Annotated in this window: 21 protein-coding genes and 2 pseudogenes; 11 read left to right on the top strand and 12 right to left on the bottom strand. The window is 39.1% G+C overall.

The features are described from left to right. Nucleotides 1-104: 104 nt before the first annotated feature. The 9 genes from PLEUR7319_RS0100685 (at nt 105) to PLEUR7319_RS0100645 (ending at nt 11,910) form a co-directional block, all read left to right on the top strand. Nucleotides 105-1,520: a helix-turn-helix transcriptional regulator gene (locus PLEUR7319_RS0100685; RefSeq protein ID WP_192816063.1), complete on the top strand. Its 1,416-nt coding sequence runs from the start codon at nt 105-107 to the stop codon at nt 1,518-1,520. Nucleotides 1,521-2,293: 773 nt separating this feature from the next. Beyond that, nucleotides 2,294-2,488, top strand: a complete 195-nt coding sequence (locus tag PLEUR7319_RS0100680; RefSeq protein ID WP_019503276.1) for a hypothetical protein — start codon at nt 2,294-2,296, stop codon at nt 2,486-2,488. A 6-nt stretch (nt 2,489-2,494) separates the two neighbouring features. Continuing rightward, entirely contained in the window at nt 2,495-4,375 is a 1,881-nt protein-coding gene (locus PLEUR7319_RS37610) for a hypothetical protein (RefSeq protein WP_019503275.1), read from the top strand. Between the two features lie 222 nt (nt 4,376-4,597). After that, complete coding sequence (locus PLEUR7319_RS0100670; RefSeq protein WP_019503274.1) at nt 4,598-5,782, top strand: J domain-containing protein; 1,185 nt, start codon at nt 4,598-4,600, stop codon at nt 5,780-5,782. Between the two features lie 27 nt (nt 5,783-5,809). Next, a complete protein-coding gene (locus PLEUR7319_RS0100665) occupies nt 5,810-6,538 on the top strand; it encodes a hypothetical protein (RefSeq protein ID WP_019503273.1) in 729 nt (242 codons plus the stop codon). A gap of 60 nt (nt 6,539-6,598) precedes the next feature. Further along, nucleotides 6,599-6,802 (top strand): hypothetical protein, encoded by a 204-nt coding sequence (locus tag PLEUR7319_RS0100660; protein ID WP_026102224.1) that lies wholly within the window; start codon nt 6,599-6,601, stop codon nt 6,800-6,802. Nucleotides 6,803-6,939: 137 nt separating this feature from the next. Then, nucleotides 6,940-7,212: a winged helix-turn-helix domain-containing protein gene (locus PLEUR7319_RS0100655; RefSeq protein ID WP_019503271.1), complete on the top strand. Its 273-nt coding sequence runs from the start codon at nt 6,940-6,942 to the stop codon at nt 7,210-7,212. A 79-nt stretch (nt 7,213-7,291) separates the two neighbouring features. After that, on the top strand, nt 7,292-8,500 hold the full coding sequence (locus PLEUR7319_RS0100650; protein WP_019503270.1) for a SprT-like domain-containing protein: 1,209 nt from the start codon (nt 7,292-7,294) through the stop codon (nt 8,498-8,500). A 275-nt stretch (nt 8,501-8,775) separates the two neighbouring features. Continuing rightward, entirely contained in the window at nt 8,776-11,910 is a 3,135-nt protein-coding gene (locus tag PLEUR7319_RS0100645) for an AAA family ATPase (RefSeq protein WP_019503269.1), read from the top strand. A 21-nt stretch (nt 11,911-11,931) separates the two neighbouring features. Here the strand turns inward: PLEUR7319_RS0100645 and PLEUR7319_RS39845 are convergent. Further along, a pseudogene (locus PLEUR7319_RS39845) lies at nt 11,932-13,010 on the bottom strand (IS630 family transposase). A gap of 70 nt (nt 13,011-13,080) precedes the next feature. On the opposite strand from PLEUR7319_RS39845, the gene PLEUR7319_RS0100630 reads away from it, so the two are divergent. After that, nucleotides 13,081-14,913, top strand: a complete 1,833-nt coding sequence (locus PLEUR7319_RS0100630) for a hypothetical protein (protein ID WP_019503266.1) — start codon at nt 13,081-13,083, stop codon at nt 14,911-14,913. Here the strand turns inward: PLEUR7319_RS0100630 and PLEUR7319_RS43320 are convergent. Continuing rightward, nucleotides 14,900-15,947: pseudogene (locus PLEUR7319_RS43320) on the bottom strand (ISAs1 family transposase). The gene PLEUR7319_RS0100630 and the pseudogene PLEUR7319_RS43320 overlap by 14 nt on opposite strands. A 113-nt stretch (nt 15,948-16,060) precedes the next feature. Between PLEUR7319_RS43320 and PLEUR7319_RS0100615 the strand changes: the two are divergent. Next, on the top strand, nt 16,061-16,267 hold the full coding sequence (locus PLEUR7319_RS0100615; protein WP_019503263.1) for a hypothetical protein: 207 nt from the start codon (nt 16,061-16,063) through the stop codon (nt 16,265-16,267). 40 nt (nt 16,268-16,307) lie between these two features. Here PLEUR7319_RS0100615 and PLEUR7319_RS0100610 read toward each other — a convergent pair whose 3' ends face one another. The 10 genes from PLEUR7319_RS0100610 to PLEUR7319_RS0100565 form a co-directional block, all read right to left on the bottom strand. Further along, the gene (locus PLEUR7319_RS0100610) at nt 16,308-17,075 is read right to left on the bottom strand and encodes an Abi-alpha family protein (protein WP_019503262.1); all 768 of its coding nucleotides are present in this window, start codon (nt 17,073-17,075) and stop codon (nt 16,308-16,310) included. A gap of 101 nt (nt 17,076-17,176) precedes the next feature. Beyond that, nucleotides 17,177-17,500: a helix-turn-helix domain-containing protein gene (locus PLEUR7319_RS0100605; protein WP_019503261.1), complete on the bottom strand. Its 324-nt coding sequence runs from the start codon at nt 17,498-17,500 to the stop codon at nt 17,177-17,179. A gap of 11 nt (nt 17,501-17,511) precedes the next feature. Then, nucleotides 17,512-18,567, bottom strand: a complete 1,056-nt coding sequence (locus tag PLEUR7319_RS0100600; RefSeq protein ID WP_019503260.1) for a YhcG family protein — start codon at nt 18,565-18,567, stop codon at nt 17,512-17,514. 93 nt (nt 18,568-18,660) lie between these two features. After that, the gene (locus tag PLEUR7319_RS0100595; RefSeq protein WP_019503259.1) at nt 18,661-19,254 is read right to left on the bottom strand and encodes a recombinase family protein; all 594 of its coding nucleotides are present in this window, start codon (nt 19,252-19,254) and stop codon (nt 18,661-18,663) included. Between the two features lie 255 nt (nt 19,255-19,509). Next, nucleotides 19,510-19,806 carry a hypothetical protein gene (locus PLEUR7319_RS0100590; protein ID WP_019503258.1) on the bottom strand — a complete coding sequence of 99 codons (297 nt, stop codon included), beginning with the start codon at nt 19,804-19,806 and terminating at the stop codon, nt 19,510-19,512. 30 nt (nt 19,807-19,836) lie between these two features. Beyond that, on the bottom strand, nt 19,837-20,397 hold the full coding sequence (locus PLEUR7319_RS33650; protein ID WP_019503257.1) for a Spy/CpxP family protein refolding chaperone: 561 nt from the start codon (nt 20,395-20,397) through the stop codon (nt 19,837-19,839). A gap of 35 nt (nt 20,398-20,432) precedes the next feature. Then, the gene (locus PLEUR7319_RS0100580; protein ID WP_019503256.1) at nt 20,433-20,765 is read right to left on the bottom strand and encodes a hypothetical protein; all 333 of its coding nucleotides are present in this window, start codon (nt 20,763-20,765) and stop codon (nt 20,433-20,435) included. Nucleotides 20,766-20,814: 49 nt separating this feature from the next. Then, nucleotides 20,815-21,249, bottom strand: coding sequence for a heavy metal-responsive transcriptional regulator (locus tag PLEUR7319_RS0100575; RefSeq protein ID WP_019503255.1), 435 nt, complete (start codon nt 21,247-21,249; stop codon nt 20,815-20,817). 66 nt (nt 21,250-21,315) lie between these two features. Beyond that, on the bottom strand, nt 21,316-22,281 hold the full coding sequence (locus PLEUR7319_RS0100570; protein ID WP_071592892.1) for an efflux RND transporter permease subunit: 966 nt from the start codon (nt 22,279-22,281) through the stop codon (nt 21,316-21,318). Beyond that, the gene (locus PLEUR7319_RS0100565; RefSeq protein WP_019503253.1) at nt 22,262-23,635 is read right to left on the bottom strand and encodes an IS110 family transposase; all 1,374 of its coding nucleotides are present in this window, start codon (nt 23,633-23,635) and stop codon (nt 22,262-22,264) included. Before PLEUR7319_RS0100565 ends, PLEUR7319_RS0100570 begins: the two co-directional genes overlap by 20 nt. Nucleotides 23,636-23,768 lie beyond the last annotated feature (133 nt).

Raw genomic sequence — 23,768 nt, 5'->3', positions numbered from 1 at the left:
TCCCCCAAACTGAGATGGCTGGAAAAAATAACTAAGAAATACACCTCTGCTTTTTTAGCCAATAGCAAGACGATCTGTGACACTCCAATTTTAGATTGAGCAGGATGGCAAGAAAACAAACTACTTCCATTGGGACGAGCAAGACAAAAACAAACATTGCTCCTACGAATATAATGGAAGTGAGTAAGCTTCCCGATTTACCGAATATCGAACCAAGTTTATACAAAAAAGACGAGTATTTTACTCCTGCTGCTACCTCTGCTCCAATGGTGTCTAGTCTGCGCGCTCAATTAAGAAAAGATTTATGGAATCAAGCCCCTTCAAGACTCGCCTATTTTTTGCATCGGGCTAAAGGTAATTCCAATAACATTATCGAGCATTACATTACTAATCCTGGCGATATATCTCTCTTGCCTTGGGAAGAAGCTTTACAAATTATTGATAAATTTGGCACAAATACTGCCAAATTACATCTCATTTTTGCTGCTCACACCATGCGCCAAGAGAAGCCTTGGGAGAGTAAGTTTACTCTTTCTGCTGACAATCTTATTAGGGAATTAGGTTGGGACAAGCGCACAGACATCAAGAAAACTCAAAAACTAAAAGAAATAGCTAAATTGGCATTTGCTTTAGGATGTCTTACTATTCAAGCTACCTGGGTTGAAGGAAGAGGTAATAATAAGATTTCATGCAGTGTGCAAACTTCTCGTATCTGGGAAACCTATGTTGATGTTAGAAGTGGACAGCTTAATTTAGAACAAAAAATAGATGAACCTACTGAAGTTTACATTACTGTTAGACCAGGACTTTGGACTGATGCCTTTTTAAATAAGGCTGGATGGGAAGCAAAAAATGCTTTATATCAATTTGGTTACTTGGCTCAAGATGTTCTTAAAATCGATCCTTATCGTGATGATTTGGCGTTAAGATTGGGTCTTCATCTGACAGTAGAAAGTCGATTTCACATAAGCGGTACTTATAGAGTACAAACTTTACTCGAAGCACTTTTACCAAAAACTGATATTGACGAAGCTTTAGAAAATTTTGACAAAGCTCGTAAACTCACTAATCGTTGGAATCATGCTTTGGAAGTTTTATCAGAATTAAAAAGAGCATTTCAAATTGAATTCGATCCAGGTACTTATCCAGAAGTATTACGCCCTAACAGCAAAAATAGAAAACCACGAGGCTATTTTAAGCAATTACTAGCTGCCAAGATAACAATTCATCCACCTGCACCCATTCCAGAATTAATTGCTATTAAAACTCAACCAAAATTGGTGAAACCCCAAAGTGTTTCATCCCCAAAAAATGCAAGAAATGTGAGTGAGCCAGCAACTAAAACTACTTTAGTAACAGGAACTCAAATCAAGAACGCCCGAAAAACAAAAGGCTGGAGTCAAGGTCAGCTTGCTGGGTTTCTGGGAATATCCCAAAACTTGGTTTCTCTAATTGAACGAGATAAGCGTTCGATCAATAGAAAGCTCAGAACTAAGTTAGGTAAGCTTCTGGAAATTTAGAACAAAATTTTTGTTTTAAAACAGAAATAAATTTGGCAAAAAATAGCCCTCAAAGTATTGCTGTATATACCTTGAAGTCTTAAAACAAGAGCATCTTAATACTGCCATAAACTTGTCTAGGTGGTGCAACAAAGTCATAAATTTGTATTTCTCGTTTTTCTGTAAATCCCTTATTTAATCGGGACTAAGAGCTTTTAAAACTCAATAACGGCAAGTACGAACATAAAAGATTTTTGTTTTAGTTTTAAAACAAATTTAGCAAATAAAAGCCCTCAAAGTATTGCCCTACGTTATTTTGAGCCTTAAAACAAGCACTCTAGAATGCTGCCACAAACTTGTTTCTGTACTATTTACTAATAAATATCGAATTTGCTTTATATCAATCTCTTGTGGAATAAGGGATATAGGCTTTTTCACTATTCTATTTAGACGCAATATATAGCGATGGGTATGGGCAATAATTTACGTTTCTTAAAAGAAAAGTTGTTTTAAAACAAAAAACTTGAAAAATAGGCTTTAAACCTTTGGTGCATATGACCTAGAGTCTTAAAACAAACACTCTAGAGTACTGCCATAAACACTCTAGAGTACTGCCATAAACAACTCTAGAGTACTGCCATAAACTCATTTTTGAGATCCATATACAGCAAGCATTTCAGCGTTTTAAAACAAACCCGATAAATATATATATTTGATCAATATAGATCCAACTCCAAAAACGAACTTTCGATTTCTGGCATTATTTCGGGGTTTCTGAATCTTTGTGATGTTGGATGCTTATTTTTCAGTTAGTACATTCCATTACCAATCGCTTCCTCAAAATCGGGCAAATTAAAGGACTATTTTCTGCCATCCGAAGAAATCATCGTCCTCATAGGTTAACCGCCCAAAATGAGGCTTTAAACCACCGCAGAATTGATGTGCTGACAGAAAGTGAATCTCCACTTTCTGCAAAAGGCTGGGGGTAAAGAAAAATGCCCAACGATTTTCTTTACCCTGCTAATCCCAATGCCAAAGAATTCTTCCAATACTTTTGCCATCATTGGGACTTTATTACCGCCCCTGTGGGAACAAAAGACTGGCAAACCATCAAAAACTACAAACTACAGCCCCGTGTATTGTGGCGTAGGTTTCAAGATAGCCAAAAGCTCCTCGGTGTACGCTTTGGACAGTACACAAAATACGGCATGGTCGATTTGGATCGCACCAGCTTGCTGCATTTTTTCAACAATCCTCAAGCCTTTAACGACCTCTGCGCTGCTTTCGAGCTTATTGGCTTATGTCGTTTTGTAATTCTCTTCTCCAGTTGGAGTAGCGGATTGCACATTTACTTCCCTCTACCCGATGAAGTAAATAGTTTTGACTTAGCTTGTGCCTTACGTATGGCAGTAGAAGGAGCGGGGTTTAAAATCAAAGGAGGGCAATTAGAATTATTCCCCAATACCAAGCTATTCAAAGAGAATCAAAATGGGACTGATTTTAGCCATTTTAACGGTCATCGTTTGCCCTTACAGCCAAATACAGGTTCGAGACTATTAGACGACGATTTAGCCCCTTATTCTGAGGGATTAGGGGATTTCCTCGACCAAATGAACTGGGCTGCTCAGGGTCAAGATATAGAGCGATTGAGAAATGTTTTATCCATCTCAAGGGATTGGTACTATCAAAGAAAATATCGCTTCATTCGCACTAGTAGTAAAAGCAAAGTCAGAGAGTGGCAAGAAGATACCGAATTTCTAATTAACGAAGGTTTTACCGATTTTGGACAAACCAACGACCTCATCCGTGAAATAGGTAAGTACGGAAGAGTGTTTAAAGCCTTAGAAGGCATAGAATTACAGCAGTACATGGTAGAAACCGTTACCAACCTGCCAGGATACCAACAATACTGCCGTCACCAGCATGAAATCCAAAAGCGATGCCATCATTGGGCGAGAATCATCGAACCATTTTGGTGGGCATTAGGAACTACTCCTACTCGTCATACCTCCTATCAAGAAATCAACGATAAAGGGCAGCAAACGGTCAAAAACAGTCAACTTAACCTAGAACGGGCTAGAGACTGTCAGGAGCGTTTAAAACAAACTATAGCTCATCTAATCGAACAGGCAATCGCTTTACCCAAAAAAGTAGGAGAACGCCTTGAATTGCTGCGTGAGACTAGTAAAAAGTTATTTGGTAAAGCATTTAGCGAGCGTACCTTAAAAAAATTAGCCTATCTTCCTCTCTGGCATCCCAAGTTTGACGAAGAACGAACTGAACCTGCGATCGCAGATATTCAACCTAAACTAGATTCCGAAAAACCCAAAAACATAATACAAAAAGATACACAGCTAGAAACTTCTCCAGTAGAAGAATCTGAAGATTGGGTCACACCCCCCGATGTAGTGTGTCAGCCAAATAGCCAAGCAAAACCTCCAAAAGCCTTACCCAGTAGTCAAATCAAAGAAATGGATCACACCCCCCCCTATATGAAGGGTTTTGAACCTGATGCTGAATTTGCCGAAGATCTATGGGCTGAGGATGCCCACGAGGTAATTGAGACTGAAAATGATAATCTGGAAATTGAAAAAAAAGAGAAAAATAATAAATCCAATCCAGAACATATAACTAAAACTTATGGGCAGGAATCCGAAGAAAATTGCTCAAACCTAGATAAGAAAAACTTATCAGAGGCACAGGAAAACTACTACCAGAAATTCCTAGCTCGCCATCCCGATTGGAAGTCTTTAGACGAAGAACGCCGAAATCCCGAATATCAGAAAGGAATAAAGACCCTATTTGCCGAGGTTAAGGAAATTCTGAAGAAAAAATCAAAATCTCGTAAGTCTCGCCTCGATCGCCATGATGAATAAAGGCGAGTGATTTTCCTTGTTCTCTTTAACAGCAAAATATGGGTGTTTTTATAGGTTTTGTGGTGCGTTCTAGCAAGTAGTAATCCTTTACGACTAATTGAGATTAACACACCCACTCTCAAAATTTCTTTTAGGAAAAAACCAGAATTGGTTCTGATGGAGAGTAATAAAATTTAGTCATAAAGGATTACTACTAAAAGCAAGCCTGCTTTTCTCTCTCTCATGGCATGGCACAATCGCTATATCATTCCCAAAGACCCTAAAAAACCTTCAGGCGGACTCAGACAAACAGTGACCTTCATTCGTGAAGACTTACTGTGGCATTCCAAAAAACCTCTAATCGATCCTCATACGTTCAGCGAAATAACTTTACCCATTGGCAAGTTAGAAGAAAATGAATTATGCCAGGGAGTAAATATTCTCGATGTCCTAGAGCGGGTAAAAGTAGTCGATAAATCCACTACTCCACCCACTACCGATGTCATCTGGCAACTAAGGGACACCAACGAATTCTTTACCACCCTCAAAGAACGAGAAGAGGGCGAAGAAATCATCAAAAAGAAATTTCGTGCTGGGGGTACAATAGTCTCCCTAGAAGATGACTTCATCCGCGTCGAAAAACGCTCGTCCGTCTCCGTCGGCTCTTTAGTTTATCGTCTAGCAGTCGGCATGACAGGAAACTATGCGATCGCCTCCCGTAGAATCGGCGAACTAGCAGCAGCAGCCTGGAGTCGGGATTTAGTCAGAGCAAAATCCCTCTACGACATCATTGTTGCCTCCAAAACTGGTCAAGTATCCCAGATAGATATTCCCAAAAGTTGTTTTGTTAGGTCAACCGTCTCCCAGGAAGTAGAGACTGCCATTCTCAGAGAATGCTGCTACTGGCTAGATGTCGATCCCGATACCCCCATTCAAAGAAAGATGGGGCAACCCCGCAAACACCATCATCGCAAAGAAAAAAATCGTCTGGCTGGCACGATTATCGAACTAGAGCTAACAGAAGAAGGAACAGCCATCGGTAGGCTACTTGTCAGCTTCGATAACCTAGAAGCAGGTACATTACTATCATCCCTAACCCTGATGCGTCTGGTGAACCTTCTGGCTGCCCTAAAAGACGAAGAAGACTTAGCTGATGATGCCGAACTACTAGAATCCTACCTGTTTGCCATTGATGAAGAATGGGAAGCCAAAGCAGCAGCCCAAGTCTACGGCAAAGACACCATCGAAGTAGATGACCCCTGGACTACCTTGGGAATAGACGATTCCGCCAGCCTCAAAGAAGTAAAAGCAGCCTATCGCGACATCATGAGAAAGGTTCATCCCGACTCCAGTAAGCTTCCCGATTGGATTTCGGCAAAAATCAATCAAGCCTACGAACAGCTTTGCGAAGAATTAGAAGAAGAATAATCGATTAACCCCAACTCACCAAAACCCATGCCTAAAAAGAAAAAAAACGCCCTAGCAACCAGCAAATCAGACTTTCTGGCTCAAGTAAGAAAAAGCAAAGCATCCGTTACCAAAGCAGATTCCACCAAACTAGCCAAAGCCCTAGAGAGAAAGAATCCCAGACTACTATTCAGTATGGATGCTACCGCCAGTCGCCAAGCAGCCTGGAATATCGCCAAGGAAATAACGGGAGCAATGTTTGATGCCATCCCAGGAGAGCTAGATGTAGCTTTGGCATATCATGGTGGGGGATTTCTACAGGATGTTACCCCCTTCACCTCCAAACAGACAGGATTCAAGCGCAAACTGCAACAGGTAAGCTGTAGGGCTGGTGGTACGGCTTTCAACCCCATCCTCGACAAAGCCGTCAACATACCTCGCCTCAAAGCCCTAATCTACATAGGTGACTGCTTTGAAGAAGATGAAGATCATGCCTATTTCCTCGCCAATCAACTGCTACTAAAGGGTGTTAGAGTTTTTATCTTCCACGACATTAGCTCCCAAGAACAAGGATATGACATCAATACAGCCCGTGAAGTGTTTCATGAAATAGCACGACGGAGTAAGGGCGCGGTATTTCCTTTTGATGTGAACTCCCCAGAGGTAGTCAAAGCACTCCTTGAAGCCATTTCTATCTACGCTGGACGGGGAATTAAAGCTCTTAGAGAAAGTAAATCCGAATCTGCCCAAAAACTACTCAAAGCTATTGGAGAATAGCAGCAGCAACCGCAGCCGAAGACACTGTGGAAAAAATATTAACTTTTACTGATATGAAAGATGAATATTCGATTTATGGGTAGTCCCGATCTGGTTGAAAGAATTAGAAATATTGCTAATAAGAAGGCAAAGCTATACGACAATCGTGGTTCGGACGACAAACGATTCTTTTTGGAAGTTGACGATCGCGTAGTGGAGCAATGGCTCGACTTAATAGAAACTGCTAATACTCCTATTAATATTGACCCAAAGGACTTTCGATAGTTTGCATCGAAAAGAAAATATTTTAGATTTTAGTTATTTTAGTTTTATTCCTAAGTAGTCGTAATCCATTACGACAAATTCAAGCTCAAGCCCATGCTACAACCACAAAATCAAAAACAATTACCCTTGATTCAAGTATGCTTGTACCCTTGATTCAAGTATGCTTGGTTTTACAGTTGCTCAAAAAGCCCTCCCAATCAGTCAAGGAATTGGCTGAAAATATCGACTTCTGCCAAACTACGGTCAGAAAACATCTTGCCAAGCTCGAAGAGTGGAAAGTAGTTAAAACTGAAAGCTGGCAACCAGTTCGATATTTTATAGCGGAAGATGCGCCCCAGGACTTTATTCGCCGATGCCATGCTGCCAAATCAGAATACAAAATCACCTTGTTCCTGCGCTGTCTGGATTAATAAACCATACATAGGTAGTTCTGTATTTGTTATAAAATCGCCTTAATAACAGATCGATCGCGCTTAAACTATCTTTCAAATGGTTCGTATCAAGGGAATTGTCAAAACAGCAGAGCGAGTAAAAAACCAACTACAGCATGGGATCGATCCCCAAGAAGTAGATTCCCTCAAAGCCTTTGTGCTTAATTCCCTGCATACTATCGAACAAATCTGCACTGAAGCCAAGACTACCCCCGATAGCCTGACTACCCGCTCTCGTAAAGCCTACTACTACCTCAAGAGTATAGACTGGCATAACTTACCATTAACCGAGCGATCTAAAGAAGAACCTACATCCACGTCAGTATCGACACCACCCCCAACTCTGCGAATCAAGAATATAGTCAAACAACAAAAAAATATTCAACAACAGATAGGACAACTAAAACCCGATCGCATCGATTCCCAGCTAGAATCAATCGGGCAAGCATTAACCGACTGCATCCGAGAAATCGATCGCATCTGCCAACAAAACCAGCTTACTCCTGCTGCTTTAACTACGCCTTCCCGTAAAGCCTATGCCTGGATGAAGTTTCTGACCGACCGAGATAATCTCAAGTTACATATCCAGACTACGCAAAGAATAAAGACTTTAGCCCATCGAGCCATTAAAGCCCAAAAGTCAAATATCTCAGAGATTCAAGTCACCATCACTAACTACAATGGCTTGTACAAATACAAACATAATCGCCAAGGAACTATCGAGCTACAGTTAAGTGAAGGCTTTATCCAGGCAGAGGATAAGATTCTAGAAGCCATTATCAACACTGCAATACAGGGAAATAATCCCCAAGATAAACAATTAATTCGTCACTTTAGTTCGACAGAAGCATATAGCGATATCATCCTCGAACTAGATTTAATAGCAGATCTTGATGCCGAGACACCCCAAGGAAACTATTACGATTTAGAAGCCCTATTTCACCTAATCAACCAAGAATACTTTGCAGGGGAGATGGCAAAACCCCGCTTAACCTGGAATAAGACTCTAACCCATCGTAAGCTAGGACACTACGAGCCTTTGCGGGATAGGGTAGTTATGAGTCGGACATTAGATAGCGACCGCGTACCGCAAATAGTTGTGGAATTAGTTCTCTATCACGAACTACTGCACAAACATCATGGTGCTAAATTGTTAAATGGAAAAAGGATGGTGCATACCCCTGAATTTCGTCGCAGCGAGCGTCAATTCCAACACTATCAAGAAGCACAACAATGGTTAGAGAGATCTCTAGCACTGGCGATGTAGCTAAAAAGTATTGAGTAGCAATTGTACCGATTCTTAGAGAGCGAAAAATTTCGGGGGAGCGATTTTATTTTTTTGAGAACCAAAGTGATCGCGGAGAATCATATCTTCCATCGACTCAACCCAACGCCAAAAATATTGTCCATTAAATCTAAATCGTTTTCGCGTTGTGCTGTAATTGATTACTATTAATTTCCATCCCACTATCCCAACTTTCTATTTCCTATTTCTATCGGTTATGCTTGTGAAGATATAGACATAATATACTAAGTTTTCTATTGTCAGAAGAATTTCAAGAGCAGATACCAGAACAAACATCATTAAATCTTCCTACTTCTGCTTTAGTCTCTCAATTTGATGAGTTGAAAAATGTATGGGAAGAACAACAGACTGCTCGTGCAGAGGGGGGTTTGCTTGCTTTAAGTGGCTTTGAACACCAGTTTCTTCTGACATTACTTAAATTAGTCCGTAGATGGCAAGAAGTTTCCGAAGCTGAAAGAGGGAATCCCGACGTTATTCAAACAGTTTTAACTGAAGCTATTTCTGATATTGCTGAATCTGGTTTAGTAGTAACTCTGACACAAGTTAAACAAACTCTCTCTAAACCTGCTATTGCAAAAGCACTTGAAGAACTCTGGGAAATTTTCAATCTAGCATTGCTACATACACCCAATTTAGTCGAACATTTACATTTTGTAGTTTCTGGGAAATTTGAAGATTCGGATGAAAATGATCCTGGCAAAGCTATTGATGGTTGGGGAACTAGAAAGTATAAAGATCGAACTCGACTGCTTAAAGAGTTTAAGTCTCGTGTTCGCTGGGAAATAGTTCCCAATCCAAAAGAGGATTTAACAACAGAATTAGAAGCTCTTGGACGAGATGAAGATACCAGTACAGTTATTAGCAGATGGTTGGGTTATCTGCTGCAATTAGGTTCGGGATTATCTCCTGAAGCTGCAAGTACCCTCGTCTGGAGAGAATTAACACATGATGCTAGTTTAAAAGCATTTCAGACTACTCTCGTACGCATATTTAGTCGTTCGCGATATCGATTAAGGGCAATTCGCTATGCGATCGCAGATCGGTTTAAATTATCTAGAACAAGCGAGCTTTCTCAGCTCCAAGACTCAATATCATCAAATCATATAACTTTATTGAGTGGTTCTTCTGGTTCGGGGAAATCAGCTCTCTGTAAAATTGGCATCCAAGAAACTTTTCAAGACTATACTTGCTTATTTTTACGCCCTGATGACGTGGCGATTTTTGAAGATGATTCTAATGCGGTCTTAAGTAAGGATCTGAGACGTTTTGATGAGTTACTGGCAGCCCGTATTATTGATCGCGTAATAGTATTTGTTGATGATGTCGATGAGGCTAATCAGCAATCCTTAGATTCTTTACTAAATCTACTGCAAAATACCATCTCTGGCGATGCACCTGCTAATGTTCGTTTTGTTTTCGTCACGCATCTTGATACCGAACAATACATTCAAGAACAAATCGCTGCCCGTTTTGATAGACAACCATCTATTGGGATGGTCGAGTTACCACAACTTCCCTTTGAAGAAATATCTTCTATAGATAATTTACCTAAAAGCATTACAGAGCTTATAAAGCGTTCCGAACAATTCGGTTCAGCTTTGAATTTTAAACTTCTTGACTGGCTTGTTCGCAAAGCTCAAACAGAAGAAGTAGATACTTCTAATTTTCAAACCGACCTAGATTTATTGAATTGGTTTTGGCGCAATCAGGTAGGTAATGGTCGAGAATCAAGTGAAGTCCATCATATCTTAATCAAGATATCTCAGTTGTTGGCAGAGAGATTTGCGCCTGATGTAGCAATATATGATAGCGATATCAATCCCAAAACCTTAACTACTCTAGCTCGTCGAGATTGTCTTCGAGTTGCTGAAGAACGGATCTCCTTAACGCACCGTTTTGTAGGCGACTGCGCTAGATTTCATTATCTTTTGTCAAAAAGACGTGAGTTAGAGACAGAAAACTTAGCAGAAATGCAGAGTAACATTTTGTGGTCGCAGCCAATGAGATGGTTTGCTCTTTACATTGCAATAGAATCCGACGAAACAGAAATCTGGCAAGAATTTTTACAGGAATCTATCGAGAGCGAACATAAGCAACTAATCAAGCTACTGATAGATGGTGCAATCTTAAGTGGGCGGGTAAAAATTCTGCTAAATAGTTTTTCTGAGGAACAAATTCCTTTTTTGTTAGAACAACTTTGCTCGCGTCTTATTGCTATTGCGACTCTGCCACACTCAGAATATATAGAAATTACAAAAAGTCTCTCCCCAGGAGCAAGAATAGCTTTCTTAGAGGAAAATCCTGGAACTCCTCGCGCTCATCTTTGGATACCAGCATGGCAGTGGATTTTATCTTTGGAGATGAAAATTCTAGCATCAGAAAACCGTTTAATTTTCAAAATAGCGGAAGCTTGGTTGAATTGGGGAAAGTCAGCAATAAGATTACCGCACCGTGCAGAAATTGCTAAGTTCATTTTCAAGTTAGCAAAATATATTTTATTTCCCGATACAGATAGAGAAGAACGATTACGGTTAGGAGATTCTTCAGCAACATATAAATGTATTGTATTTTCTCTAATTCATCTTCCCAATGATGCAGCTTGGTTACTAAAGGCTTTGGCAGGTCGTGAATTAACACCCAAAACACAGCTACCACCGACAAGACAGCATTGGATGTATAAGGACATTGTGGGAACACTTGAGTTTTCTCATCCCAAAGGGGCTAAGGGAGAAGTTAAGAACGATTTTCGTAGATTTATGCTTTCAACTAATGGTCTTTATCTCAATGCCATTGTCAGAGTAAATCCAGAACTCGGAGCGGAGATACTTTTAGCTCTTACCATTGCAGAGCCAGAATATCGTTTTCCACTAGCCGAACGCTCTTCTATTTTTGATGATGATTTGGGAACAGCAGGATCTTCATGTCTTGATGTTTGCACTTTTAAGTTTTTACCTCTTCTCTCTCTTCTTAATCTCAATGAAGAATTAGGTATTGAAGTGGTTTCTACTTTATGTCAGGTAGCTAACAATTATTGGCAAAAAAATCGCTGGGATAAAGATGAAACCGAAGGAATGCCCAAAACTGATATCAATCAAGTAGAGCTATTGATTAATAACGACAGAAAATGTTTTCAGGGCGGTCGGCATTCTCTTTACTGGCATCGCAAATATACATGGTCGCCTGACATTCTTGCCTGTCTTTTAATGACCTTAGAGGGCTGGCTATACGAACGTCCTGACGATGAATCGCTGAAAAGTTCAATTGAGCTTGTTTTCGATAAAGCTGATACTGTAGCAATGTTAGGTGTTTTAGTATCCCTCGCTAAAAAAGAGATGCACCTTCTCACTAGCTCTTTGCTACCTCTAATATGAAGTCCGTTTGATTAGTTCTAATTAAACGGCTGTTGCTAAACTAGACTGTGGCCACCAAGAGAAATTAGTAATTCCTTTGACCAATTCTGGTTGTTGCAAAATGACTTGACATCTGGTGTACAAGATTTCTTCTAATTGCTCCAAATTAGTAAAGCTACGATTAGCCAGAGGCTCATCTACTATCGGCCACAGTCTTTCGGCTGGCTGTAATTCAGGGGAATAAGGAGGGAGAAATTCCAGATGTAAACCTAATGGTAAATTTTGAGTAATTTCTTTGCTGACGTGCCAGCCAGCCCCATCCAAAACTAACAGAATCTGTTTACTTTCACCAAGATTAAACTCTCGCGCAAAATCTTCTAAAACTTGTAAAAACAACTCTTTGTTGACATAGGGAAGAATCCAAAAGTAAGTTTCTCCTGACTGGGGAGCTACAAAACCATACAACCAGAGCCATTGATACTTCCAATTAACATCTGCTGTCAGATTTTCGCCAATTTCTGCCCAAATTCGTCTTGGAATTAGTTTTAATCCCAAACGGTGTTCATCCATAGTCCATAGTTCTACTATGGCCTGGGGATTATCTCGGCATAGTTTTTGATATCTGTTTTGAAGTTTTTTTTCCATTTTTCTTGCTCAAAAGGGTCTGATTCAGTATGAGCTGGTCTCGGTTGTTTGAGTCTGAGTTCGTACCCTCTAAGATATTCCCATCCCCTTTGTTTACTCACGGGACGTTCTAAAAGCTCCGACATCCAGTCTGCCACTTTACGACTATTCCATAAACCTCCATCTACTGGTGGGGTTTGTAATCTTTGCCACAAATGAGCTAACTGCACATCATCTAGCAAAGGTTTATTCCCCTGATTTTGATGTCGGCGATCGCCTAACCCTTCCTCTCCTAAATGGTTATAGCGACTAGCTAACTTATAAATCCATTTTGTACTATAGTTGGTAATACTACTTACTTCTGCTACAGTCTTGCCACTAGCTAAAAGCCATATGATTTGATAATGAGAACGTTCTACTGAGTCACAACTGTTTCGATAACGTTGTTTTAGTTCTTCTAAACTCAGATGAGATTTTAATTTGAGGGAGCTGGGCATTGATTTATGTCATATTGATAGCTTCAATTAATTTTAGAACTAATTAAGCGGACTTCATATAATATCGTCTTTGCAGCTATTAACCTGGTATGAATATGAGCAAAGAGATCATGGTCAAAATTTTGGTTTTGATGATGTAAGAGCATATAGCTGCTTGCCTGAAAAAGAATATCAAGAGCTTCTTGACTTTCATCGAATGCCTCATCGAAACACCTCTCTCAGCTCAATAGCACTTCACTTGCTTCTAAATGAAGTATTTGAGACTAAAATAATTGATTTAATTCTAAAGGATTGGGATAACTATCAGCTAAATCTCATTCCCGAATGTAATCAATATTATGCTCGCAAATTTAGGCAACAATTTGAGCTAACTAACTGGCAAGAAGAGCAAAACAAGAAAGGACATACTTATTTTCGCTTTATTGGAACTTTGCCTGAAGATCCAAAAGCAGAAGCAGAAGCGAAAGCAGCACGGTATCAACTATTTCAAATGGGCTTTGCCGTTAAGTGTAGGCAGATTTTAGAAGGAAAATTATCTATAGAAGAAATCCCAAAAGAAGAACTAGTCAACTTTCTGACAAATGAAAAAGAACTTAGCGAGTTGAAAGAAAACTTAGATGAGGAAAAGTTTTTCGATACTCTTTGGGCAGCATTAGCTCTGGTTTTGAAGTTTTATTCTGATGTTGAAAATGAGAATTTAGACGAAATATACAAAGTTGTAACCGAAACTCTATTAGATTTTCCAGTGTCTTTACACTACCATGAACGCTGTCAAAATTATGATTTAGATGCTTCTGCATTTATGGCTAATGCAGCACCAAGGCTGCTGATAAAAACTGAAAATATAAATAGCAATTCTAATACTATTTTTCGCTGTCTGATTGGAGTAAGAGATAAAAATACTAGTATTTTTATGGCTTCTTTGCTTGAGGAGTGGGAAGTTTCTAGTCTAATTTGTCAAAGAATAATTCAGGCTATTCCACTCATCTCACGATTGATCTGTCTAACTCGTTCTTTGTCCGATGCTAACTGCGATATGGAAATTAACAGAGCCTGGGATACATTAGAGCAGCAATTTACTGACGATTTACTTCCAGAAATACATATTACAGATATCTTCAGTTGGACTCCTGATAATCTTGAACCTTTTTACCAAGAACTTCCCAAATATTTGAAAAACAATATTGATTGGAGTTTTGCGATCGCAGCATATGCTCCCGTGATAAATGCTGAATCTAGCAACAAAAACTCACCAGATATAATTATTGAAGCTAGAGAAAATGTCTTGTCAGCTTTGTTATATGAACGAGTTAGATTATACGAACATTGCAAATATTTACGAGAAGAAAAAGACAGGGAATATGACTATGGAAACAAAATAATTTACCCAGCACAAGAAACTTTAATATCTTTGCTTATTGGGTCATCAACTCAAATAATGTCTTCTCGAATTAATCGGATATTTTCTCAAATTGACAAACTAAATCTAAGAGATTTTATTCTAGTTGATAACATCATATATAAACTCCGAATAGGAGTGCTTAAGATCGATGTAATAGAAACAGATATAGATAAACATATAAAGGATATAGCATATACCATTGGTGATTTCCTTTCTAGTTATCGCAGTTATAGTGAATCAGAGCTTACTATATTGGGAGACATAGAGCGAAGCTGGGAAGAGTTAATAGAACTTTTAACTAGAGTTTTTCAGATAAAAGTCGAAGATAATAATCGAGTAGACCAGCTATTAACTAAGTTTTTTAATCGTTTTGATGCTTCAATACTTTCTTATCATGCTTCAAGAAGAAAAGTGTTTTCAATAGGAAGTAGTCTAGGGTATGAATCTTTCAGAAAAACTTTATTTAAAAAGCTATCCAAAGACAGGGCTATTTCATTCTAAAAAGAGAAGCAATCTGTTTTAAACTGAATTGGCATTTACGTTGTGCCTGAGCCATATTGTCAAATCCAGAATCTCGATATAAATTGAGAGCTAAGTTACGTGCGATCGCTAAAATCTGAGGTAATGGTAAGGTACGAATTCTAGATTTGTCTTCTCCTTGAGTAACATCGCGAACATAGTGAACTTTATTTTCTACACCCCAATAACCACGAATTCTTTGATAAAACTCGAAGGCTGATTCGGTCAAATCAGAGATATAGTATCTGGTACTAAACTCCGTTTTATACTTGAGTTGGCGTTCTGATTCTACTTTAATGAGCGTTTTAATACTCGACCATTTAGGCAACTTCAAATCTAAGTAAGCAGTACTAACTCTGCGTTTTTCGATTCTTCCGTGACCTTTAAAAATATTGTAAAAACTGTCATGTTCGACAAATTTCGTTTTTACAGCTTGATCTAGTTTGGGTTGATTTCCTTTGACAGCAGCAAGATAGTGATTTCCGCTATTGATAATTGTTTCAATAGTTTTTTTGTGTATTGATTGCATCAAATGCAAAAACTACCCCTTCAACGGCTAAAGCCTCAATAAATTTGGGTATTGCGGTAATTTCATTACTCTTGTTTTTAACTTTTTCTGGTCTTAGGATTAGTCCTCTTTCAACTAGGTAAGCCGTAACTAATGTGATTGCCTTGTGTGGCTCACAATGAGGGTTGTCTGACGAAAGTAAGTATGAGCCTTTTAACACTTTTCCGTCCAATGCCAAAGTCTCACCTGCTAACGGTTTGATTTCAAAAAAACTTGCTAATCTAGCTGAATACTCCTCGTAATCCAAATTTAATAATGCTCTCCTAATTGTGCTGTAAGAAGGGATTCTTCTGACTTCAAATAACTCTTTTAATTCTTCACTGTACGATTTTAGCCAATCTCCGAGCGCAAGAAAGCCTTGGTTGCCTGCTGTCACCCCCAGTGTAAACAGAGCCAAACATAATTGTAATGAATGCCTTGTTCCCTGTTTTCTTCTACGATCTGGCATTCGAGAGAATGCTTCTATTATCGCTATTTCACTCACTTTTCTAGTTTATTTACACTACCACAATTACAATATCACCTAGAATGAAATAGCCCTGATCCAAAGATTTAACTATTTTGGATAAATTATGGTCTGGAGAGGGGATACTTTTAGTTAAAACTTTAGCCAATTCATGGGAGTCAGAACGCTCATGGTTTTTCGGCAAACAATCAAGATTAAATGATTTAAAAAGAATATTAGAATATTTACACTCTAAAGATGTTGAAGGAGCTAATACTTTGTGTGAAAATATAGCTAATGATCTTGCAAATCGCCCTCAGTAAATACATCAGAAAAACCTGACATCAACTATTAAATATAAAATTAAGAGGAGAAATTCACAGCACGCATAAAATTACGGGTTAAGGTTCTCAAAGTAACTAAATATGCCGAATATTCTGTAACGTGTGGTTTTCCATTAATCATCTCTGCACAAAAAATTGACTCCGCCTTTGTACACAAAGACTGCTCTAAAAGAGCATCTATACATTCAGATATATGAACAGATTTGCATACAGAAAAAACCTGACTAGCATTATATATTTTACTTACTTTCCTAAACTTCTTCGCTCCTCTTTTTCTGATATAAGGAACTGCTATTGAATCTTCTTCAATGTCTCTTTCTAAAATTTCTAATTTATAGAACTCTGCCACTGGTTCTGTTCGATGAACAATAGCTTCAGAATCATTATGATAAATGGTGTCTAATACACTTGCATCTAAGGGTGTCAATGCTGATAAAATCTGAACATATCTCGGACGAATGCTAACACCAGATATCTCAGAAGCAAGTAATCTAGCCCATTTATCCTGTAAATTTTCATTGTTTTCTTGAGACATACCCTCCAAAATGGGGAGTACAACTTTAGTTTGAAACGATTGCGCTGGTAGATTAGATCTGCCTAATATTCTTTGCGTCTTTTTCAGACCTTTGATTAAATTTATAGTTCTAACTCTTCTAAAATAGTCACCGAATATTAAGCCTAATTCTTCTGCTCCTGGTTCTACAATTTTGACAATTATTTCTCTCAATTCTTTTGTTAACTCTGGTAGCTGCTCTGCTAGTTTTCCAATACCAGTGATATCTTCCATAAATATCGATAATTTTCAGTCAAACACTCAATATCTTTCTAAACTGAAGATTATAATTTATTTTTTCCAAAAGTGCTTTTTGATTTAGCAATAACCATTCCTTAGCAAACTCTAATCTCTGCTTCTCGATTTGAGTCAGTGTGGGGACGGACTGTAATTTTAATATCGAGACCTAACAAATTTAAAAACATAAACAGGCGATCGCAGTTAAACCCATCTAGATTACCTTTAGTCAGAGCTAACACTTGAGCGCGATCGATGCCTAGTATCTCAGCAGTTTCAACTTGAGATAAGTTTCGCTCCCGAACTATCTCACAAATCTGATGGGCTAATTGTGCTTTAGCCAGATAAAGCGATGGCTTTGGAATGTTTAAATCGGCAAAAACATTACCACTGCTTTCTTCTCTTTGATTGACCTCTATCATGCTGCTACCTCCTATTCTTCGGAATTTGATGACTTGGCTTCAATCTCTGCTGCTGCTTCGTTCAATTCCTGCTGTAACCGTTCCACCGTTGGTAAACTCTCCTGTAACTGCTCTGGAAGCTGTTCGATACTGTGAGTAGAAACCCCTATTGGGGTACTAATACCGCGTAGAGAGTATTCAACAATAGTATTTTCTTTTGACTTACAAAGCACTAGACCAATTGTCGGCTGGTCATCAGGATGTCTCAACAAGTCATCTACTGCATTGACGTAAAAGTTAATCTGTCCTGAATAAGCTGGTTCAAACTTGCCCATCTTCAGATCGATAACGATAAAACACCTGAGTTTGAGATGATAGAACAACAGGTCAATTCTAAATTCCTGTTCCGCTACCTTCAGTGCATACTGACTGCCGACAAAGGAAAACCCAACCCCTAACTCCAGAAGAAAATCTCGCATATGAGCAATCAAGGCACGTTCTAAATCTCTCTCTTGTGCTTCTTTGCCCAAACTCAAGAAATCAAAGTTGTACGGAGACTTGAGGATTTGTTGTGCTAACTCTGACTGGGGTTGAGGTAAAGCTTGGTCGAAGTTGGTAATTGCTTTTCCTTGTCGCTGATATAGTTTAGTTTCAATTTGATGTTCCATGACTGCCCGACTCCAGCCATTCTCAATAGTTTGTTGGATATACCAGATCCGCTCATCTTGACTCTTAACCGAGTCCAATATGCGGACATTATGACCCCAAGGAATTTGTGCAACAAGCTGTTGCACTATTTGCTCGTCGGGATAAGTATCGGCAAATGCTCGCATATAATTGATATTACGGCTAGAAAACCCCTTCATCTCAGGAAATTCAGCTTTGAGGTCTTTTGCCAGCCTACCAATAACTTTAGCTCCCCATCCCTCTTGCGATTGTCTTTCTAAAATTTCCTTGCCAATCTGCCAGTAGAGCAGCACCAGTTCTTTGTTAACTGCTAAAGCTGCCCGAACCTGAGCGGTGCGGATACGCTCTTTAAGGGAGCGCAGAAAGTTATCGTAATTATCGGGAACTGGTGTATTAGTCACGTACTGGTTAGCCCTTGGTTAGTTGTAAAATCATAGCTCTAAGCGTTTTATTCTAATTGTGCAGCAGCTTGTTGCACAAATTTAGTCAGTACCTTAAGACGTTTGTTTTTGATACTGGCTAATCTCCACCTTACGATACCGCAAATATTTATAGAGAGTGGCTTTGGAAATATTCAAGTCCTTAGAAATCTGGTTAACTGGCATTCCCTCTTTGTAATATGACTCGGCAATTCTTGCTTTCCTTTGTGCTTCCTCCGATAGTCCTGGTTTTCTGCCTCCTTTTCTACCCCTAGCTCTAGCAGCAGCTAATCCCGCATTAGTCCGCTCTCTAATTATCTCCCGCTCGAATTCTGCCAGGGATGCAAAGATATTGAACACCAGTCTGCCTTGAGCGGTAGTAGTATCAATGGGGTCATTCAGACTTTGTAACCCAATCTTACGTTCATTTAACTCAGCTACCAATTCAACCAGATGCTTGAGCGATCGCCCCAGACGATCTAATTTCCAAATTACAATCACATCATCTTCGCGAGCATTTTTTAACATTTCATCCAAACCAGGACGATTTGCTTTTGCTCCGCTAACAACATCCGAAAAAAAACGTTCGCATCCATGCGAACGCAGAGCGTCGAGTTGTAAATCTAAATTTTGGTCATTTGTACTAACACGGGCATAGCCAAGCAGCATTATTTTCGGTTTAGTTTATTTATCTCATCTACAAGACAGTATTTTAGACTTTGATTGCCTAAACCACAATAATGAACAAAATCTGAAAAATGAAAAATTAGAAATGTTAGAAACGATCGCAGTTTTAGAGTCTGCTTATTATTGTACTGCAACAGCTAGTACAGAGTCTATTAATACGGACGTTTTGTTGAACACTTATCAAGATCGAAATATATAGTAGTTAAGCAACAAAAAAGCTACTTCAACAAACAAAATTTATTGTTGTTTGTGCAGTCTTTTGACTTTCTTGTTAATTTGCAGCCACATTATGATTCCAGTAATAGCTATAAATAGAACACCAAAAGCGTTAATTAGAGGATAAATAAGCTCTAGATCGATAATGCCAAATTTGCCTCGATGTAATTCCAAAAGCCAGAGAAAGTCTTCTCCTTTACCTGTAATTACTGCTACTTGAAATAGCAAACCTGTAATTGCCGTTAAGAATATTGGCAAAAACATAATTGGGGCGAAAATATAATGTAGGTGACGCAAACGAGCTTTATTAATTGCCATAAGAAAATATTTACCTATTGTCAGTTAGTCTCAGTTTGCTATTTCATATCCTCGCAGTTGATTGTATTTTTTAATCTGCTCGGTAGATAAAATCGGGTTGATTTTCAAGTGCGCTTGTAAGTGAGTATTTCTTAGTTCTCCGTAGAGTGTTGCCAATTCCTCAGTTTGTTTTTCTAGTTCGGTATTGGTAATTTTTCCCGAAGCAAATGACTTGCCAAGTTCTTGTTCTTTACTGACTATAGTTTTGCCGATAGTTTTGGCTTGAGACTGCATCTGCTCGAAGGCTACTTGTATGTCTGTTTCCTGTTGAGCAGACAGCTTTAGTTCAGAACTTAAGTCTAAAACATGACGCAGCCCAGGATAGCCGTTAAGTTCAGCCATCCGAGCATAGCCAGAACCTCTGCCGTTAAGCAGATTATCGACTTCTTCAGAACTCAAACCACGCACGGGAGAGTCTAACTGCTCTACGTAAGGGGAACGAAAATTGTTATGTTGTTCGCTATGTTGGTGTTGTTGAGCAGAAACTGAGTTGACGCTGATTAGATAAATAGCAATTCCTATAAAAAGATATTTAATTATGCTTTTATTCATTTTTAATAAATAGACAAAGTTTTAATTTGGGAAACCTATCTATGTAGCCATTTTTTAAAGCTAAATAGAAAAAATGGACTAACAATTAGTAAAGTAAAAATAGATTCTCCAAACCCTGGAAACAACGTAGCAGAAGTCAAACTTTGTGTAGTTTGTATTTCTGTCGTGGTTGAGTTTTCTGTTTTATTTTCAGGAGTTTCGACTATTTGCTTTTTAGATGAAGAATTGTCTTCAGGTGCGACATTTTGAGAATCAGCGTTTGGCTCTGTAACTGTTTTTGTTTCAGTAGTTGATGGTTTTGGTTGTTCGACTGAATTAGATTTTTGATGGACTACTCCATTGTGAGCAATTAAAGATTGAAAACGCATGATTTATCTTGAATTAATAACTACAAAATATCGATTAATTTACTGAAGATTAAGCAGTAGTATCTAATGTAACGCTGGAAATTAGGGGACATACTTCTTGAGAGTCAGATTCGCGATTGGGGTTATTAATCCAGCTTGTGCGATATTCTTCTAACTCCTGCTTGAACAAGCTCATCTTCTTAATTTGAATCTCTAGCTGCTCGATCTTGTTATCTAGTAAGCCCTGCACTAAATTACACGGTTTCTCACCGCGATCGCGTACATCGAGAATGGTCTTGATTTCTTCGAGGGTAAAGCCAATAGCCTGAGCTTTCTTAATAAACTCTACCTGCCTACTGGCATTCTGACTGTAATAGCGATAGCCGTTATCGCCTCTTTGTACTGGTTGCAGAAGTCCGATATCGCTATAGTAGCGTAAAGTCCCCACAGCTAGACCTGTTTGCTTTGCCAGTTCGCCAATTTTAAGGTTTGTTGATTTGCTCATGATTGTCTGGATGTCATTAAACCATCTTTATTTACTGTAACTCTCTAGCTAACTAGAGAGTCAAGACTATGCTTGTGGAAGTTGTTTGCGAGAAGAACGTTTCTTCTTCCTACCTAACCCTTTCAACCCCTGAGTAATGTCATCAACAAAGGTATAAACGATGGGAATTACGATTAAAGTCAGCAGGGTGGAAACAGTCAGCCCGCCTAAAACTACTGTGGCAATGGGAGAATAAGCATCCATGCCAGTTTCGGGATAAAAAGCCAACCGCACGATCACAATCATAGTTGTCAAAGTGGTCATAGAGATTGCCTTAAGTCGTACTGGTGCAGCTTGGCGGATGGCTTCGGCTCTGGGTACTCCTTCTTCTCGCTTGGTAAGGATTAATTCTAGTAACAGAATGGCAGCAGAGACGGAAATACCAGAAAGAATAATAATTCCTAGAATAGAGACGGATGAAAGGGTTTGTTGAGCCAGTAATAATGCGCCAAATACCCCAATTAACTGTAGGGGAATTGAAAGCATCATGACTAGGGGTTGAATAAACGAGCCAAATTGGATTACTAGAATTAAGTAAATCAAGATGATGGAAACTATCAGACCTTTAAGCAGGCGATCGAATTCAATCATCATATCGGTCATGTCACCCATAGAGTCTAAACCGTAGCCTGGAGGAAAATCTAACTCTTCTCCCGCACGCATCGCGATCGCCATTGATAGATCCATCGAAGCAGGACTGGATTTACGATAGTAACCATTAACGTAAACTACCCGTTTGCCGTTAACGTGTTCGATTAGAGTTGCCCCGTATTCCCGCTTCAAAGTAGCGACGGTACTGAGGGGTACTTGCTGCCCGTTGGGGGTAGTAATGTAGGTAGCAGCGAGATTCTGACCGTAAGCGCGATCGCTTTCGGGGTAGCGGACTAATATCAAGTACGGATAATTAATTGAAATAAACAGGCTTATTGCAGACCTAAAAAACTTATTACTTGTTACTCTCCAGAAACTAAAATCAAGTAGAAGATGCCTCAACTACTTCTAAACCAAGGGATTTTGCTCTTTGCTTGAGATTTTTGATGAGTCTTTCTTGATATTTTTGTTCATAGTAATCAGCTCCACGATCGAGATAAGATTCTTTTTTTGTCCAGAGAGTATAGAATAGACGAGCAATTTTGTGTGCTGTAGCAGTAATGGCCTTGGGTGCGCCAGCACGGGAGCGAATGCGTCGATAAAATGCGCCCAAAGCTGAATGAGAACGACTAACAGCTTGAGCTGCCAATCGAAAAGCTGTTGCAGCTCGATTGTTAACTCGACGAGTCTGAGAACTTTTAACTTTGCCCCCTGTAATCCGACAACCAGGACATAATCCGAGCCAAGAGCTGAAATGTTTAGCACTCTTAAATTTAGTCGGGTCTAATCCTACTTCACTGAGGATGGTTTGCACTGTGACTACACTTAAACCATCAATGCTGGTAAAATCTACTCCCGCAATACGATAGAGATGAGAATGTAAGTCGAACCCTGATTTGATTGAGCGACGACACTTTTTCTGGCTATTTAGGGGCGGAGTCTCTTTTGTTTGGGAGGGCAATTTACTGAGACATTGTTCGATTTGTTCCTCTAATAATCCGATTTGTTGTTGATAAAATTGATAACAAGATAATTCTTGATGCAAAATAAAAACCATTTCTGGACGATAATTACCCGTTAGGGCATCTCTAATTTGTTGTGGACTACTTTTAATTCTTCGGTGTGCTAATTTGGCTAAGGTTTGTGGATTTCTTTCCCCAGCAATAATGGCCCTCAGAATATTTAATCCTGTCACCCCTGTAAGATCGCTAATGACTTTATGCAACTGCAAATTCATCTGTGTTAAAGCTTTTTGCATTCTTTGCACATGAGTCGAACTAGCTTGAATCAAATTTTCTCGTTGTCTTAAATAGCTTCTCAGTACAGTTATTTCTCCTTCGGGGATAAAGGAAGGTGCAAGTAAGCCATAACTATGCAGTTGTTGTAACCATTGACAATCTTGGACATCGCTTTTTCTTCCTGGTACTGTTTTTACATTGTGAGCATTGACTAAACAGACTTGGAAGTTATGCTGACTTAAGATGTTAAATAAAGGTATCCATTCTACTCCCGTCGATTCGAGGGCAATACTCGTCACACCGCATTCACTTAACCAATTTGCCAGAGCTAGTAAATCTGGTGTACTACACCCAAAACAACGAACATTAGATTCTGTTGCTGCTATAGGTACACAAACCCAATGCTCTCTTGAGCCAATATCAATTCCCGCCGAGTGCGGATTGATGACTTTTATTTCTGGCTCCTGTCTTTTGCTACTTTTTTTCTGGGATTTTTGGCTTCGACCAATTGGCTTCATTTTTTGCCCTCACTCTTGATAGGGAAATGTTTTCGATGAGGAATGGTTTTCTCTTGTCATTCTCTCCAACGGGATAAGGTTTTTTCTCCTTTCACCAATTTATTTGTCCACTTTCCTCTAACCAAGCTTATTC

Origin of the sequence: Pleurocapsa sp. PCC 7319 (genome assembly GCF_000332195.1) — a bacterium.
In the GTDB taxonomy this organism is placed as follows: Bacteria; Cyanobacteriota; Cyanobacteriia; order Cyanobacteriales; family Xenococcaceae; genus Waterburya.
Note: the sequence above shows the minus strand (reverse complement) of the source record. Positions and strands in the feature narration are given on the sequence as shown.

What these genes read in the sequence shown, in the direction of transcription:
- PLEUR7319_RS0100685 (WP_192816063.1), top strand. Translation starts at nt 105, where the DNA reads ATGGCAAGAAAACAAACTACTTCCATTGGGACGAGCAAGACAAAAACA.
- PLEUR7319_RS0100680 (WP_019503276.1), top strand. Translation starts at nt 2,294, where the DNA reads ATGCTTATTTTTCAGTTAGTACATTCCATTACCAATCGCTTCCTCAAA.
- PLEUR7319_RS37610 (WP_019503275.1), top strand. Translation starts at nt 2,495, where the DNA reads ATGCCCAACGATTTTCTTTACCCTGCTAATCCCAATGCCAAAGAATTC.
- PLEUR7319_RS0100670 (WP_019503274.1), top strand. Translation starts at nt 4,598, where the DNA reads ATGGCATGGCACAATCGCTATATCATTCCCAAAGACCCTAAAAAACCT.
- PLEUR7319_RS0100665 (WP_019503273.1), top strand. Translation starts at nt 5,810, where the DNA reads ATGCCTAAAAAGAAAAAAAACGCCCTAGCAACCAGCAAATCAGACTTT.
- PLEUR7319_RS0100660 (WP_026102224.1), top strand. Translation starts at nt 6,599, where the DNA reads ATGAATATTCGATTTATGGGTAGTCCCGATCTGGTTGAAAGAATTAGA.
- PLEUR7319_RS0100655 (WP_019503271.1), top strand. Translation starts at nt 6,940, where the DNA reads ATGCTTGTACCCTTGATTCAAGTATGCTTGGTTTTACAGTTGCTCAAA.
- PLEUR7319_RS0100650 (WP_019503270.1), top strand. Translation starts at nt 7,292, where the DNA reads ATGGTTCGTATCAAGGGAATTGTCAAAACAGCAGAGCGAGTAAAAAAC.
- PLEUR7319_RS0100610 (WP_019503262.1), bottom strand. Translation starts at nt 17,075, where the DNA reads ATGGAAGATATCACTGGTATTGGAAAACTAGCAGAGCAGCTACCAGAG.
- PLEUR7319_RS0100605 (WP_019503261.1), bottom strand. Translation starts at nt 17,500, where the DNA reads ATGATAGAGGTCAATCAAAGAGAAGAAAGCAGTGGTAATGTTTTTGCC.
- PLEUR7319_RS0100595 (WP_019503259.1), bottom strand. Translation starts at nt 19,254, where the DNA reads ATGCTGCTTGGCTATGCCCGTGTTAGTACAAATGACCAAAATTTAGAT.
- PLEUR7319_RS0100590 (WP_019503258.1), bottom strand. Translation starts at nt 19,806, where the DNA reads ATGGCAATTAATAAAGCTCGTTTGCGTCACCTACATTATATTTTCGCC.
- PLEUR7319_RS33650 (WP_019503257.1), bottom strand. Translation starts at nt 20,397, where the DNA reads ATGAATAAAAGCATAATTAAATATCTTTTTATAGGAATTGCTATTTAT.
- PLEUR7319_RS0100580 (WP_019503256.1), bottom strand. Translation starts at nt 20,765, where the DNA reads ATGCGTTTTCAATCTTTAATTGCTCACAATGGAGTAGTCCATCAAAAA.
- PLEUR7319_RS0100575 (WP_019503255.1), bottom strand. Translation starts at nt 21,249, where the DNA reads ATGAGCAAATCAACAAACCTTAAAATTGGCGAACTGGCAAAGCAAACA.
- PLEUR7319_RS0100565 (WP_019503253.1), bottom strand. Translation starts at nt 23,635, where the DNA reads ATGAAGCCAATTGGTCGAAGCCAAAAATCCCAGAAAAAAAGTAGCAAA.